The organism is Variovorax sp. 770b2 (genome assembly GCF_900115685.1).
In the GTDB taxonomy this organism is placed as follows: domain Bacteria; phylum Pseudomonadota; class Gammaproteobacteria; order Burkholderiales; family Burkholderiaceae_C; genus Variovorax.
The window spans coordinates 421,304-435,596 of sequence record NZ_FOXJ01000003.1; the positions used below are offsets into that span (position 1 = coordinate 421,304).

Annotated in this window: 11 protein-coding genes and 1 tRNA gene; 11 read left to right on the forward strand and 1 reads right to left on the reverse strand. The window is 69.0% G+C overall.

What is annotated here, in order from left to right:
* Nucleotides 1-170: 170 nt before the first annotated feature.
* The 11 genes from BM133_RS21240 to BM133_RS21295 all read left to right on the forward strand — a co-directional run bounded on the left by BM133_RS21240 (nt 171) and on the right by BM133_RS21295 (nt 12,970).
* Complete coding sequence (locus tag BM133_RS21240; RefSeq protein ID WP_093437989.1) at nt 171-479, forward strand: hypothetical protein; 309 nt, start codon at nt 171-173, stop codon at nt 477-479.
* 92 nt (nt 480-571) lie between these two features.
* Nucleotides 572-3,649: a formate dehydrogenase-N subunit alpha gene (fdnG, locus tag BM133_RS21250; protein ID WP_143100174.1), complete on the forward strand. Its 3,078-nt coding sequence runs from the start codon at nt 572-574 to the stop codon at nt 3,647-3,649.
* 3 nt (nt 3,650-3,652) lie between these two features.
* Nucleotides 3,653-4,624, forward strand: coding sequence for a formate dehydrogenase subunit beta (fdxH, locus tag BM133_RS21255; protein WP_093437996.1), 972 nt, complete (start codon nt 3,653-3,655; stop codon nt 4,622-4,624).
* Between the two features lie 10 nt (nt 4,625-4,634).
* Nucleotides 4,635-5,258, forward strand: a complete 624-nt coding sequence (locus BM133_RS21260) for a formate dehydrogenase subunit gamma (RefSeq protein ID WP_093438265.1) — start codon at nt 4,635-4,637, stop codon at nt 5,256-5,258.
* Between the two features lie 10 nt (nt 5,259-5,268).
* On the forward strand, nt 5,269-6,300 hold the full coding sequence (gene fdhE / locus BM133_RS21265) for a formate dehydrogenase accessory protein FdhE (RefSeq protein ID WP_093437998.1): 1,032 nt from the start codon (nt 5,269-5,271) through the stop codon (nt 6,298-6,300).
* On the forward strand, nt 6,300-7,748 hold the full coding sequence (gene selA / locus BM133_RS21270; protein WP_093438000.1) for an L-seryl-tRNA(Sec) selenium transferase: 1,449 nt from the start codon (nt 6,300-6,302) through the stop codon (nt 7,746-7,748). Before fdhE ends, selA begins: the two co-directional genes overlap by 1 nt.
* A 42-nt stretch (nt 7,749-7,790) precedes the next feature.
* On the forward strand, nt 7,791-8,906 hold the full coding sequence (locus BM133_RS21275) for an acyl-CoA dehydrogenase family protein (RefSeq protein WP_093438002.1): 1,116 nt from the start codon (nt 7,791-7,793) through the stop codon (nt 8,904-8,906).
* A gap of 10 nt (nt 8,907-8,916) precedes the next feature.
* On the forward strand, nt 8,917-9,777 hold the full coding sequence (locus tag BM133_RS21280; protein ID WP_093438004.1) for a phosphate/phosphite/phosphonate ABC transporter substrate-binding protein: 861 nt from the start codon (nt 8,917-8,919) through the stop codon (nt 9,775-9,777).
* A complete protein-coding gene (locus BM133_RS21285; protein WP_093438006.1) occupies nt 9,743-10,957 on the forward strand; it encodes a ferritin-like domain-containing protein in 1,215 nt (404 codons plus the stop codon). The genes BM133_RS21280 and BM133_RS21285 overlap by 35 nt, the downstream gene beginning before the upstream one ends.
* Nucleotides 10,958-10,970: 13 nt before the next feature.
* Complete coding sequence (gene selB, locus BM133_RS21290; protein ID WP_093438009.1) at nt 10,971-12,866, forward strand: selenocysteine-specific translation elongation factor; 1,896 nt, start codon at nt 10,971-10,973, stop codon at nt 12,864-12,866.
* An 11-nt stretch (nt 12,867-12,877) separates the two neighbouring features.
* Nucleotides 12,878-12,970 (forward strand) — tRNA-Sec (locus BM133_RS21295).
* A 153-nt stretch (nt 12,971-13,123) separates the two neighbouring features.
* Here BM133_RS21295 and selD read toward each other — a convergent pair.
* Complete coding sequence (selD, locus tag BM133_RS21300) at nt 13,124-14,215, reverse strand: selenide, water dikinase SelD (protein ID WP_093438010.1); 1,092 nt, start codon at nt 14,213-14,215, stop codon at nt 13,124-13,126.
* Nucleotides 14,216-14,293: the final 78 nt, after the last annotated feature.

The window sequence follows — 14,293 nt, forward strand, 5'->3', positions numbered from 1 at the left end:
TAAGGCGACAGGCCGATTCAAGGGTTATTGCGCCCTTCGGGCCCTTGCTCGCGGCGGCATGCTGTCGCATGATGCGAAAAAAGCATCCAGTTACCGTGGCGGGGCTACCCCATCGGCAACAACGGAAGCCACAAAAACAGCCGGACCGCCTTCCCCCACAAGGAGTGTCGATGTCACGATGTCAGCGCTTGCAAACCGTCGGCCTTTGCCTGGCCCTGGGTTTGCTCTTGAGCGCCTGCGATCCCAAGCCCACCGCGTCGGCGACGGGCGCGGCTTCCCCCGCCTCTTCGTCCGGCGCGTCCGGTGCCAGCCCGAGCGGCATCAAGCCCGCCGACTCCGGCGACAAGGTCGATCCCACCTCCGCCCACAAAGGCCCGTCCGAAGGCGGCGCAGCCGTGGGCGGCATGAGCGGCCAGGGCGGCGCAGCATCCGGTGGCACGCCTGCCCCGAGCGGCGGCGATGGCACGGCACCCAAATAGCGGCCACATGGCCGGCCCCATTTCCCTTTCCCACGCAAAACAGAAGAACACCCGATGAAACAACCCACTTCAGCCGTGCAGGAGGTGATGTCATGGACATAAGCCGCCGGCAATTCTTCCGTGTCAGCAGCGCGGGCCTCATCGGCTCGAGCATCGTCGCGCTCGGCTTCTCGCCGACCGCGGCGCTGGCCGAGGCGCGCAACTTCAAGCTCGCACGCACCACCGAGACGCGCAACACCTGCCCGTACTGCTCGGTGGGCTGCGGGGTCATCATGTACAGCCTGGGCGACAAGGCCAAGAACGTGGTGTCCGACATCCTTCACATCGAGGGCGATGCCGACCACCCCGTGAACCGCGGCACGCTGTGTCCCAAGGGCGCGGGCCTGCTCGATTTCGTGCACAGCCCCATGCGGCTGAAGTACCCCGAAGTGCGCGAGCCCGGCAGCACCGAGTGGAAGCGCATCGGCTGGAACGAGGCGCTGGACCGCATCGCCAAGCTGCTCAAGGCCGACCGCGACGCCAACTTCCAGACCACCAACGCCGACGGCAAGACCGTCAACCGCTGGACCAGTTCGGGCATGCTCTGCGCCTCGGCCTCGTCCAACGAAACCGGCTACATCACGCACAAGGCATTCCGCTCGACCGGGATGCTGGTATTCGACAACCAGGCACGCGTTTGACACGGACCTACGGTGGCCAGTCTGGCCCCGACGTTCGGACGCGGTGCGATGACCAACCACTGGCAGGACATCCAGAACGCGGATGTCGTGCTGATCATGGGCGGCAATGCCGCGGAGGCGCATCCATGCGGCTTCAAGTGGGTCATCGAGGCCAAGAAGCAGAACAAGGCGCGCCTTGTCGTGGTGGACCCGCGCTTCACGCGCTCGGCCGCCATGGCCGACTACTACGCACCGGTGCGCGCGGGCTCGGACATCGCGTTCCTCGCGGGGGTCATCAACTTCCTCTTGAGCAACGACAAGATCCAGACGGAGTACGTGCGCAACTACACCAACGCGCCGTTCATCGTCGGGCCTGACTACAAGTTCGAGGACGGCATCTTCAGCGGCTACAACGCCGAGAAGCGCAACTACGATCCCAAGTCGTGGAACTACGCGCTGGACGAAGCCGGCATGGCCAAGGTTGACATGACCATGCAGGACCCGCAGTGCGTGCTGCAGGTGATGAAGCGGCACTACGCGCGCTACACGCCCGAGCTGGTGAGCCGCATCACGGGCACGCCGCAGGACAAGTTCCTGAAGGTCTGCGAGTACATCGCGAGCACCAGCACGCCCACGCGCACCATGACGATCATGTATGCGCTCGGCTGGACGCAGCACAGCCAGGGCTCGCAGATGATCCGCACCGGCGCCATCGTGCAGCTGCTGCTCGGCAACATCGGCGTGCCCGGCGGCGGCATGAACGCGCTGCGCGGCCACAGCAACATCCAGGGCCTGACGGACCTGGGGCTCCTGTCGAACTCGCTGCCCGGCTACATGTCGCTCGCGCGGGACAGCGAGCAGAACCTGCCCGACTACTACAAGACCCGCGCGCTCAAGCCGCTGCGTCCCAACCAGATGAGCTACTGGCAGAACTACCCCAAGTTCTTCGTCAGCATGCAGAAGTCGTGGTGGGGCGACGCGGCCACGGCCGAGAACGAGTGGGCCTTCCACTACCTGCCCAAGATCGACAAGCTCTACGACATCCTGCAGGCCTTCGAGCTCATGAACCAGGGCAAGCTCAACGGCTACATCTGCCAGGGCTTCAACCCGGTGGGCTCGTTCCCGGACAAGAAAAAGATCATCGACGGGCTCACCAAGCTCAAGTTCCTGGTCACCATCGATCCGCTGCAGACCGAGACCAGCGAGTTCTGGCGCAACTTCGGCGAGTTCAACGACGTGAAGACCGCCGACATCCAGACCACGGTGTTCCGCCTGCCATCGACCTGCTTTGCGGAAGAAGACGGCTCGCTCACCAACTCCAGCCGCTGGCTGCAGTGGCACTGGAAGGGCGCGGAGCCGCCGGGCGAGGCCAAGGGCGACATCGAGATCGTGGCGGGCATCTTCAACCGCATGCGCCAGGCCTACATCAAGGACGGCGGCGCCTTCCCCGATCCGATCGTCAAGCTGACGTGGCCCTACAAGATCCCGCACTCGCCCTCGGCCCAAGAGCTGGCGATGGAATACAACGGCCGCGCCCTCACCGACCTGCTCGATCCGAAGGACCCGAGCAAGCCGCCGACGGCCAAGGCCGGCGAACAGCTCTCGGGCTTCGGCCTCTTGCGCGACGACGGCTCGACCGCCTCGGGCTGCTGGATCTACAGCGGCGCGTGGACGCAGGCCGGCAACCAGATGGCGCGGCGCGACAACGCCGACCCGTTCGGCATCGGCATGGTGCAGAACTGGGCGTGGGCGTGGCCGGCGAACCGGCGCATCCTCTACAACGGCGCCTCGACCGACCCGGCCACCGGCAAGGCATGGATCGCCAGGCGCAGCCTCATCGCGTGGAACGGCAAGGCATGGACAGGTGCCGACGTGCCCGACATCCGGCCCGATGCGAACCCGATGGAAGCCGAGGCGGTGCGCCCGTTCATCATGACGGCCGAAGGCGTGGCGCGGCTCTTCGCACCCACCGGCATGGCCGAGGGACCGCTCCCCGAGCACTACGAGCCCTTCGAGTCGCCGCTGGTGAACAACCTGATGCACCCGAACAACCCGAAGGCGCGCGCCAATCCCGCGGCGCGCATCTTCAAGGGCGACCTGGAGCGCCTGGGCGTGCCGAAGGACTTTCCGTACGTGGCGACCAGCTACCGGCTCACCGAGCACTTCCACTACTGGACCAAGAACGTGCGCACCTCGGCCATCATCCAGCCGCAGCAGTTCGTGGAGATCGGCGAGGAGCTCGCGAAGGAAAAGGGCATCGCCAACGGCGACATGGTGAAGGTGTGGAGCAAGCGGGGCTTCATCAAGGCGGTGGCGCTGGTCACCAAGCGCATCGTCGGGCTGCAGGTCGATGGCCGCACGGTGCACACGGTGGGGCTGCCGAACCACTGGGGGTTCGTGGGCATCGCGAAGCCTGGGTACCTGGTGAACACGCTCACGCCTTTCGTGGGCGATGCGAACACGCAGACGCCCGAGTACAAGTCGTTCACCGTGAACATCGAAAAGGCCTGAGCGATGTCTTCTCTTCAAACCTTGGACATCGCCGCCCGCTCGGCCACGACCACGCCCTCGCCCGACATCCGCCATCGCCCGCAGGTGCAGGAGGTGGCCAAGCTGATCGACGTGTCGACCTGCATCGGCTGCAAGGCCTGCCAGGTCGCGTGCATGCAGTGGAACGACCTGCGCGACGAAGTCGGCACCACGCACGGCACCTACGACAACCCGAACGACCTCACGCCCGCCTCGTGGACCGTGATGCGTTTTTCAGAAGTCGAGCCCGAGGCCGGCAAGCTCGAATGGCTGATCCGCAAGGACGGCTGCATGCACTGCGACGACCCGGGGTGCCTGAAGGCCTGCCCGGCGCCGGGCGCGATCGTCAAGTACACCAACGGCATCGTCGACTTCATCAGCGAGCATTGCGTGGGCTGCGGCAACTGCGTGACCGGCTGCCCGTTCGACGTGCCGCGCATCAGCAAGGCCGACAACAAGGCCTACAAGTGCTCGCTGTGCTCCGACCGCGTGGGCGTGGGCCTGGAGCCGGCCTGCGTGAAGGCCTGCCCCACCGGCGCGCTGCACTTCGGTACCAAGGAAGACATGCACGAGTACGCCTCGGAACGCATCGTCGACCTGAAGGACCGGGGCTTTGCGAACGCCGGCGTGTACGACCCGGCCGGCGTGGGCGGCACGCACGTCATGTACGTGCTGCAGCATGCCGACCGCCCCGGCCTTTATGCCAACCTGCCGAAGGACCCGCACATCAGCCCGCTGGTGTCGCTCTGGAAGGGCGTGGCCAAGCCGCTCGCGATGGTCGCGATGATCGGCGCGGTGGTCGGCAGCTTCTTCCACTACATGAAGACCGGGCCGATCGAGCCGAAGGACGAGCACCCGGATGCCGACCTGGACGGCAAGCCCGACGACGTGGTGGTGATCGAAGCGCCTCCGGCATCGACCGCCACCGATCCCGCACGCGACGCACCCCGTGCATGAGGAGAACGCGATGACCCGCTACTACCTTCGCCGCTACCGCGACGCCACGCGCATGAACCACTGGTTCGTCGCGATCATGTTCTTCGCGGCCGCGCTCTCGGGCCTGGCCTTCTTCCACCCGAGCCTGTTCTTCCTGAGCACGCTCTTCGGCGGTGGCCCGTGGACGCGCATCCTGCACCCCTTCATGGGCCTTTTGATGGTGCTGGGCTTCGTGTTCCTGTTCTTCACGATGTGGCGCGAGAACCTGCTGGACCGCGGCGACCGCGACTGGATCGCCAACGCGCCGAAGATGCTCAAGGGCGACAAGTCGGGCATGCCGCCGGTGGGCAAGTACAACGCCGGGCAGAAGCTGGTGTTCTGGGCCTTTGGCATCAGCCTCCTGCTGCTGCTGGTGACGGGCTTCATGTTCTGGAGCCCGTGGTTCGTCGGCTTCTTCCCGATCCTCTTGCGGCGCATCGCGGTGGTCGTGCATGCGGTCTCGGCGGTGGTGCTGATCCTCTCGGTCATCACGCACATCTACGCCGCGATCTGGGTCAAGGGCACGCTGCGCGCGATGACGCGCGGCACCGTCACCGAAGGATGGGCCAAGCTGAACCATCCCCTTTGGCATCGCAAAATGACGCGTGGTGAGTGATACTGCGCCGATGACGAGCCCCACCGGTACGCCGCCACCGATCCGCACCACGCGCGTCCTCGACCCAGAGCAAATCGCCATGCAGGCCGGGCGGCAGATGCCGTTCCTGCGACTGCCTGTGCGCGCGGCCGTGTTCTCCGACCGGCAGCTGCGGCTGCGCCAACTCGCGGCCTCGCATCCGATGCGCGAGTACCTGGTCTTCATCGCCGACCTCGCGCAGGCGCAGCACCAGGTGCTGCAGGACTACCCGGCCGTCTCTCTCCCCGAATCCGAAGCGCTCGAAGCCGCCGCGAAGGTGCTCAAGCCGCCGATGCCCGCCTTCGGCTGGACCCGCGACGCGGTGTGGCGCACGCAGCTGCGGCGCCTGCTCGGCCTCTTCCGCGCGCGCCTGCCCGAAGGCGCCGCGCGCGACACGCTCGACCGCGTGGTGGCCGCCGACGACGCCTGGCTCGACCAGCAGGCCGACCTGCTCTCGCGCCGCATCATGTTCGGCCTCGACCTGGCCGCGGCGCCGCTGATCGCCTCGGGCCTGCAGGCCTACTGGACGCAGCTCGTTCTGCAGGTGGCCGACCGCAACGGCGAGAACATCTATGGCCGCACCGATCCCGGCAACGAGTGCCCGTGCTGCGGCAGCGCGCCCACCGCGAGCATCACGCGCATCGGCGCGGACGAGGCGGGCTTTCGCTACCTGCACTGCTCGCTGTGCAGCACCGAGTGGCACTACGTGCGCATCAAGTGCACGCACTGCGAAAGCACCAAGGGCATCCACTTCGAATCGCTCACGCCCGAGCCCGGCATCGAATTGCCCGCCACCGGCGCGCGCGAAGGCGCGGTGAAGGCCGAGTGCTGCGACAGCTGCGGCCACTACCTCAAGCAGATCGCGATGGAGCGAGACCCCGAGGTCGAACCCGTCGCCGACGACCTGGCCAGCGTCACGCTCGACCTGCTGGTCTCCGAAGCCGGTCACCAGCGCAGCGGCCACAACCTGATGCTGCTGTTCGGCGACCCTGAAGAAATCTCCGACGACGGCGGGGGCGGCTGATGGCGGCGCCCGAAGAGTCCGTGGTCCACGGCTCGACGGCAAGGCCCCAGGATCTGCCTTCTGTCGATCAACTGCTGCGCGCCGATGCGCCGCGCGCCCTGCTGGCCGAGCATGGGCACACCCTCGTTGTCGGTGAAGCGCGCGCGCTGCTCGAAGGGCTTCGTGCGCGGGCCGTGGCCGGCAAACTCTCCGCTGCCGACGTGCGGCAAGAGGCCCTGGGCAACGCCCTCGCCGCCCGCGTGCACAGTCGCCTCGCACCGCGCATGCGCGCCGTGCTGAACCTCACCGGCACCGTCATCCACACCAACCTGGGCCGCGCGCTGCTGGCCGATGCCGCATTGCAGCGGCTGCTCGCGGTGATGACCTCGCCCAACAACCTCGAGTACGACCTGGCCACCGGCAGCCGAGGCGATCGCGATTCGCTGGTCGAAGAGTTGCTGTGCACCATCACCGGCGCCGAGGCCGCGACGGTGGTCAACAACAACGCGGCGGCCGTGCTGCTCACCATCGCGGCCCTGGCGCGCGAGCGCGAGGTGATCGTCTCGCGCGGCGAGCTGGTCGAGATCGGCGGCGCCTTCCGCATGCCCGACGTGATGGCCAGCGCCGGCGCGCGCATGGTCGAGGTCGGCACCACCAACCGCACGCACCCGCAGGACTACGAACGCGCCATCAACGCGCAGACCGCGCTCGTGATGAAGGTGCACACGAGCAACTACGCGGTGCAGGGCTTCACCGCCGCGGTCGACGAGGCCACGCTCGCCGGCATCGCGCATGCGCGCGGCGTGCCGCTGGCCACGGACCTGGGCAGCGGCTCGCTGGTCGACCTCGCGCACTACGGCCTGCCGCGCGAACCGCTGCCGCAGGAGATGCTCGCGGCCGGCTGCGACGTGGTCACCTTCTCCGGCGACAAGCTGCTGGGCGGCCCGCAGGCCGGGCTCATCGTCGGCAGCAAGGAGGCCGTGGGCCGCATCCGCAAGTTCCCGATGAAGCGCGCGCTGCGCATGAGCAAGCTGCCGCTGGCCGCGCTCGAAGCGACGCTCTCGCTGTACCTGCGGCCCGAGCGGCTCGCGAAAGACCTGCCGACGCTGCGCCTGCTCACCCGCCCCGCCGAGGCGATCCGAGAGATGGCCGAGGCGCTCCTGCCCGCCGTGCAGGCCGCCGTGTCGCCGCGCTTCACCGTCCAGGTGGTGCCGCTGCTGGGCCAGATCGGCTCGGGCTCGCTGCCGGTGGAGCGCCTGCCTTCGGCCGGCCTTGCGCTCGCGCCGGCCGGCACCGCGAAGAAGGGCCTGGGCACGGCACTCGACAGGCTCGCCACGGCCCTGCGCGGCCTGCCGCTGCCGGTGATCGGCCGCATCGCGGAAGACCGCCTCCTTCTCGACCTGCGCTGCCTCGAAGACAGCGCCCCCTTCACGGCCCAGCTCGCCGAACTGCGCGAGCGGCTGGTGTAGTTCCTTCCCTCAACCTCAACCTCACCCCATCAGGACAAAGCGATGAATCATCTGGACGTGCTCGCCGGTATCGAAACGGAAACGCTGCAGCCATTGGCCTTGCGCACCGACAGCGAGGCACGCTTTCCACGAGAGACGATCCAGGCGCTGGGCAAGGCGGGCCTGCTCGGGCTGGTCTCGGCCACGTCGGTCGGCGGCCAGGGCCTCGGCTTGAAGGAGGCCGCGCAGGTGGTCTCGCGCATCGCGCAGACCTGCCCCTCCACCGCGATGGTGGTGTGCATGCACTACTGCGCCACCGCCGTGCTCGAGCAGCAGGGCCCCGAGGCCGTGCGCAAGGCGATCGCCGCAGGCAAGCACCTGGGCACCCTCGCCTTCTCCGAGGCCGATTCGCGCAGCCACTTCTGGGCGCCCACCGGCACCGCCCGCGCGGACGGCGCGAACGTGGTGCTCGATGCGCGCAAGAGCTGGGTCACCTCGGCCTTCGAGGCCGACAGCTACGTCTGGTCCAGCAAGCCGCTGGCGGCCGAAGGCGCGAGCACGCTGTGGCTGGTCGATGCGAAGGCCGACGGCCTCACCCAGCCCGGCCGCTTCGATGGCCTGGGGCTGCGCGGCAACGCCTCCACGCCGATCACCGCGACGAACGTGCGCATCGCGGCCGATGCGCGCCTGGGCGAAGACGGCAAGGGCTTCGACACGATGATGGGCGTGGTGCTGCCCTGGTTCTCGGTGCTCAGCGCGGCCTGCTCCGTCGGCCTCATGGAAGGCGCATTGAGCCGCGCCATCGGCCATGTGAGCCAGACCAGGCACGTGCACCTGGATTCGTCGCTGGCCGACCTGCCCACCATCCGCGCCTACCTCGCGCGCGCCCGCATCAAGACCGACATGGTGCAGACGCTGCTGGACGACACCGTGGCCGCCATCGGCGCGGGCCGCGCCGACACCATGCTGCGCGTGCTCGAAGTGAAGGCTGCGGCGGCGGAAACCGCGCTCGAAGTCACCGACATCGCCATGCGCGTGTGCGGCGGCGCGGCCTTCCGCAAGGAAGCCGGCATCGAGCGCCTGTTCCGCGATGCGCGCGCATCGAGCGTGATGGCGCCGACCTCCGACGTGCTCTACGACTTCATCGGCAAGGCCATCACCGGCCTGCCGTTGTTCTGAAGGATCCCCGATGTCCGAACCGGTATTGATCATGGGCGCGGTCGCCTACGCGCCCAAGGTGGTCACCATCTGGGAAGGCTTCAAGGCCTTCTTCGCGAAGAACGGCCTGCCCTTCGACTACGTGCTGTATTCGAACTACGAGCGCCAGGTCCAGGCGCAGTTCGACGGCACGCTGCACCTGGCGTGGAACTCGCCGCTGGCCTGGGTGCGCGCCGACCGCATCGCGCGCAGCCGCGGCCAGCAGGTGCAGGCGGTGGCGATGCGCGACACCGACTGCGACCTGCGCTCGGCCATCGTCGTGCGCGCCGACAGCCCGATCCAGACGCTGGCCGACCTGCGCGGCAAGACGGTGGGCATGGGCGCGCTCGATTCGCCGCAGGCCACGCTGATCCCGCTCGACCATCTGCGCACTGAAGGCCTCGTGAAACCGCGCGACTTCCTGCTGCGCTACTTCGACGTGCTCGGCGGCAAGCACGGCGACCACATCGGCGGCGAACGCGATGCGGCCGTGGCGCTGATGGCGGGCGAGGTCGATGCCTGCTGCCTCATCGACGGCAACCACCTGGCCTTCGGCCTGGACGGCACGCTGCCTTCGGGCAGCACGCGCGTCATCGCGCGCACCGGTGCCTACGACCACTGCAACTTCACCACCAGCCCCGGCGCACCCGCCGAACCGATCGAGCGTTTCGTCTCGCTGCTGATGGCGATGCGCTGGGACGACCCGCAGGTGCGGCCGCTGCTCGAGCTCGAAGGCCTGCGCGAATGGCGCGCGGGCCGCACCAGCGGCTACGCGCTGCTCGAACGCGCGGTGGACGACGAGAACTTCTACAGCCGCGATGGCGCCATCCTCAACCCCGACTATCGATATTGAGTCGCTGGGCCTGGACCAGGGCGCCCTGCTGCTCATTCGCCGCGCGCTGGCCGAACGGCCGGTGGGGGGCGAGCTGCAGGTGCGCGGGCGCTCGCCGGATTGGGAGATGCACCTGCAAGCGTGGTGCCGCAGCCAGGGGCACCCGCTGCGCTTCGAGACGGTCGACGGCCTGCCGCAAGCCCGCATCACGCGCGGCCCGCATGCCGAAGGCCGCTGGCGCGATGCGCAGGCGACGGGCACCGCGCTCGGCGGCATCAACGGCACACCTGCCGACGATGCGGAAGCCAGCTGGGGACTGGCCGCGCGCGGCGCCACGGTCGAGGCCGGCAGCCCCGGTTTCTTCTTCGCATTGCACCGCCGCCACGAGCTTTGGGCCGCGACGGCGGGCGATCTCTACCGGCAGGCCGCGGCCGCGCAATGGGACCCTGCAACCGCTATCGAATGGGGCGCCGAATTCAGCCTGGCGCCCGCCATCGAAGCCGCCGTGGTGCAGGTGATGACGTACCTCATCGAGAACGAGAACGCCGCGCTGCTGGTGCCCGCACGGCACCTGGGGCAGATCCATCCCCACTACCGCGAGGTGCTGCAATTGCTGGCGCTGCAATGCGCCGACGAGGCGCGGCACGTCGAGGTTTTCACGCGCCGCGCGACGCTGCGCGGCCACGAACCCGCGCTCTCGACGGCCGGCGGACAGGCGTCGCTGCGCACGCTGTTCGACGCGCCGGATTTCTCGGTCGCCACCTTCTTGCTCGCCGTGCTGGGCGAGGGCAGCTTCGTGAACCTGCTGAATTTCCTGCAGGCGAATGCGCCCGATCCGGTGACGCGGCAGATCGCGCGGCTCACCGCGCGCGACGAGGCGCGGCACGTGGCCTTCGGCATGGCGCACCTGGAGTACCGGCTCTCGGTGCAGCCCGACTATCAATCGAAGTTGCGCAACGCCATCGAGGTGCGCTACGACGCGCTGGCCAGCACCGCGGGGCTCAACGAGGAAGTGTTCGATGCGCTGGTGCTGCTCGCGGCGGGCGAGCTGTCTCCGAACGCCATCGCGCGCGGCCACGCGGCCGTGCAGCAACTGCAGCGCGACATGGCAGCAGGCCGCCGCGCGCGCCTCGCGCGGCTGGGCTTCGACCGCGACGAGGCGGAGCGGCTCTCCGCGCTGCACACGCGCAATTTCATGTGACGGGGCCGACGCGATGATCATCGGCACCGCAGGCCACATCGACCACGGCAAGACCACGCTGGTGCGCGCGCTCACCGGCGTGGACACCGACCGGCTGCCCGAGGAAAAACGGCGCGGCATTTCCATCGAGCTGGGCTACGCGTACCTGCATGCGCCCGATGGCGTGTCGCTCGGTTTCGTCGACGTGCCGGGCCACGAGCGCCTGCTGCACACCATGCTGGCCGGCGCGACCGGCATCGACCATGCGCTGCTCGTGGTGGCGGCCGACGACGGCGTGATGCCGCAGACGCGCGAGCACCTGGCCGTGGTGGCGCTGCTCGGCGTGCGCGATGCCACGGTGGCGATCACCAAGGCCGACCGCGTCGATGCGGCGAGGATTGCGGAGGTGCGGGCAGAGGTCGCGGCGCTGCTCGCGCCCACGCCGCTCGCGAACGCGCCGATGCTTTCGGTGTCGGCCACCACCGGCGAGGGCATCGACGCGTTGCGCGCGCGGCTGCTGGATGTCGCACGCGAGGAACACGCGCGCGAAGACGATCTGGCCTTCCGCCTCGCCGTGGACCGCGCCTTCACGCTGCCGGGCGTCGGCACCGTCGTGACCGGCACGGTCTTCAGCGGCACGGTGCGTATCGGCGACGAACTGCGGCTCGGGTCCGGCGAGCGTCCGGTGCGGGTGCGCGGCATCCACGCGCAGAACCAGCAGGCCGAATCGGCGCACGCGGGACAACGCTGCGCGCTCGCGCTGGCCGGCGTGACGAAGGAGGAAGCGCACCGCGGCGACTGGGTCTGCACGCTGGCCATCGCGCTCGCGACCGATCGCATCGACGTGCTGCTCACGCTGTGGCCCGACGAGGCCAAGCCGCTGCGGTCCGGCGCCACGGTGCATGCGCACCTCGGCGCCAGCGACGTGATGGCCTCGGTCGCGCTGCTCGACCGCGATGCGCTCGCACCCGGAGAGACGGCGTTGGCCCAGCTGGTGCTGCGCGAGAAGGTCGGCGCATGGCACGGCGACCGCGGCGTGCTGCGCGATGCCTCGGCCACGCGCACCGTGGCCGGCGTGCGCGTGCTCGACCCCTTCGCGCCGGTGCGCTACCGGCGCACGCCCGAGCGGCTGCGCACGCTCGCGGCCTGGGCCATCGACGACCGCGCGCCGCGCGTGGCGGCGCTGCTGCACAACGCGCCGCTCGGTGTCGACGCCGCGCAGCTGGCGGGTGCGCTCTCGCTGGCCGACGAGGCCGCGTTGCCGCTGCCCGGCGATGCGGTGCGCATCGTGCACACCGCCATCGCGCAGGAACATTTGGCTGCGCTCGAAGAGCAGGTCACCGAGCGCCTCGCGGAATTTCATCGCACGGCGCCCGATGAGGTCGGCCCCGATGCGCGCCGCCTCAAGCGCCTGGCCGGCCCGCGCACCGACGATGCGCTGTGGCGCCATGCGCTCGATGCGCTGGTTGCACGCGGTGCGCTGGTGCGCAGCGGCACCTGGCTGCACCTGCCCGACCATGCGGCGCGGCTCAACGAGGTGGAGCAGAAGCTCGCGCAGAAGCTGCTGCCCAGACTCGCCGATGGCGGCTTCGACCCGCCCTGGGTGCGCGACCTCGCCAAGGACAGCGGCGCGAGCGAGGCGATGGTGCGCCAGACCCTCGCGAGCCTCGCGCGGCGCGGCGAGACCTTCCAGGTGGTGAAGGACTTGTACTATCCGCTGGCGACCGTCGAGCGGCTGGCCGGGTTGGCGCGCGATTGCCTCGCGCGGCCCGAGGGTTTGCAGGCCGCGAGTTTTCGCGACGCGACGGGGCTGGGGCGCAAGCGCGCGATCCAGCTGCTCGAGTTTTTCGATCGTGTGGGCTATACGCGGCGCGTGAAAGACACGCACCTGCTGCGGCCCGATACGTCGCTGTTCGGGGCGAGCCCGTGAACAGCGCTCATGGGAGGGGATCGTCCCTGGTGGGGCGGCTGGGCTTCAAACCCAGTGGGTGGCGCCATGCGTCGCCGGGAGGGTTCGACTCCCTCCCCCTTCCGCCGTTTTTGTCTTTGACTTTGTCTTGCTCCTTCCCCCTTTGGGGGAAGGTTGGGACGGGGGCACGCGGCGCTCACGAACCAGCCGCGCTCGATCGGTCGCCGCATGCCCCCACCCCGGCCCTCCCCCAGCGGGGGAGAGAGAAATACCCAGGTTCAGGACACGACGCGCAGCGCGGGCTTTCCGGCTTCGACACGGCCGATCACAGCCGCCTCTGCAAATCCTTCCTTGCGGAAGATCTCCAGCACCGCATCGACCGCTTCGGGCGCGCAGCTCACGAGCAGGCCACCCGATGTCTGCGGATCGCTCAGCAGGTTCTGCGCAGTGGGCGGCAGGCCCGCGGCCAGTTCCACGTCGGCGCCATAGCCCGCCCAGTTGCGGCCGGATGCGCCGGTGACAAAGCCCTCCGCAACCATCGCCTCGACGTTGTCGAGCAGCGGCACCTTCGACCATTCGACGACGGCGGTGAGCTTCGCGCCCCGCGCCAGTTCGAGCGTGTGGCCGGCGAGGCCGAAGCCCGTCACGTCGGTCAGCGCATGCACGCCATCGAGTGCCGCGAGCGCGATGCCGGGCGTGTTGAGCTTCGTCGTGTTCTCGATCAGCTGGCGGTAGCCGGCCTCGGACAACTGCTCCTTCTTGAGCGCCGCCGACAGCACGCCCACGCCCAGCGGCTTGCCCAGCACCAGCACGTCGCCGGCTTTCGCATCGGCGTTGCGGCGCACGCGGTCCGGGTGCACCAGCCCCATCGCGACGAGGCCGTAGATGGGTTCGACCGAATCGATGGTGTGGCCGCCCGCGATCGGGATGCCCGCCGCGCGGCACACGTCCTGCCCGCCGCGCACGATCTCGGCGATCACTTCCACCGGCAGCTGGTTGATCGGCATGGCCACGAGCGCCAGCGCCATGATTGGCCGGCCGCCCATCGCGTACACGTCGCTGATGGCGTTGGTGGCCGCGATGCGCCCGAACTCGTAGGGGTCGTCCACGATGGGCATGAAGAAGTCGGTGGTGGCGATCAGCGCCTGCTCGTCGTTGAGCCTGTAGACTGCCGCGTCGTCGGCGGTCTCGATGCCCACCATGAGCTCGGGCGGGATCATTCCCCCCGCGTGGTTCTTCAGGATCTGCGACAGCACGCCGGGCGCGATCTTGCAGCCGCAGCCGCCGCCATGCGAGAAGCTGGTGAGCCGCAGCGGCGCCAGCGGATTCAGGAGCTTGGAGGGTGCGGCATCGGTCATGGCAGCGGTCATGGCAGCGGTTCGGTCGAATGAGACAAGCCGCGATTATCGAAGCCCTGCCCGCGTTGCGCCCACGCCCTTGAATACACC

Excerpts from the sequence above, each read along its gene's own strand:
- BM133_RS21260 (WP_093438265.1), top strand. The coding sequence starts at position 4,635 with ATGACCCGCTACTACCTTCGCCGCTACCGCGACGCCACGCGCATGAAC.
- selB (WP_093438009.1), top strand. The coding sequence starts at position 10,971 with ATGATCATCGGCACCGCAGGCCACATCGACCACGGCAAGACCACGCTG.
- selD (WP_093438010.1), bottom strand. The coding sequence starts at position 14,215 with ATGACCGCTGCCATGACCGATGCCGCACCCTCCAAGCTCCTGAATCCG.
- fdhE (WP_093437998.1), top strand. The coding sequence starts at position 5,269 with ATGACGAGCCCCACCGGTACGCCGCCACCGATCCGCACCACGCGCGTC.
- selA (WP_093438000.1), top strand. The coding sequence starts at position 6,300 with ATGGCGGCGCCCGAAGAGTCCGTGGTCCACGGCTCGACGGCAAGGCCC.
- BM133_RS21285 (WP_093438006.1), top strand. The coding sequence starts at position 9,743 with ATGGCGCCATCCTCAACCCCGACTATCGATATTGAGTCGCTGGGCCTG.
- BM133_RS21280 (WP_093438004.1), top strand. The coding sequence starts at position 8,917 with ATGTCCGAACCGGTATTGATCATGGGCGCGGTCGCCTACGCGCCCAAG.
- BM133_RS21240 (WP_093437989.1), top strand. The coding sequence starts at position 171 with ATGTCACGATGTCAGCGCTTGCAAACCGTCGGCCTTTGCCTGGCCCTG.
- BM133_RS21275 (WP_093438002.1), top strand. The coding sequence starts at position 7,791 with ATGAATCATCTGGACGTGCTCGCCGGTATCGAAACGGAAACGCTGCAG.
- fdxH (WP_093437996.1), top strand. The coding sequence starts at position 3,653 with ATGTCTTCTCTTCAAACCTTGGACATCGCCGCCCGCTCGGCCACGACC.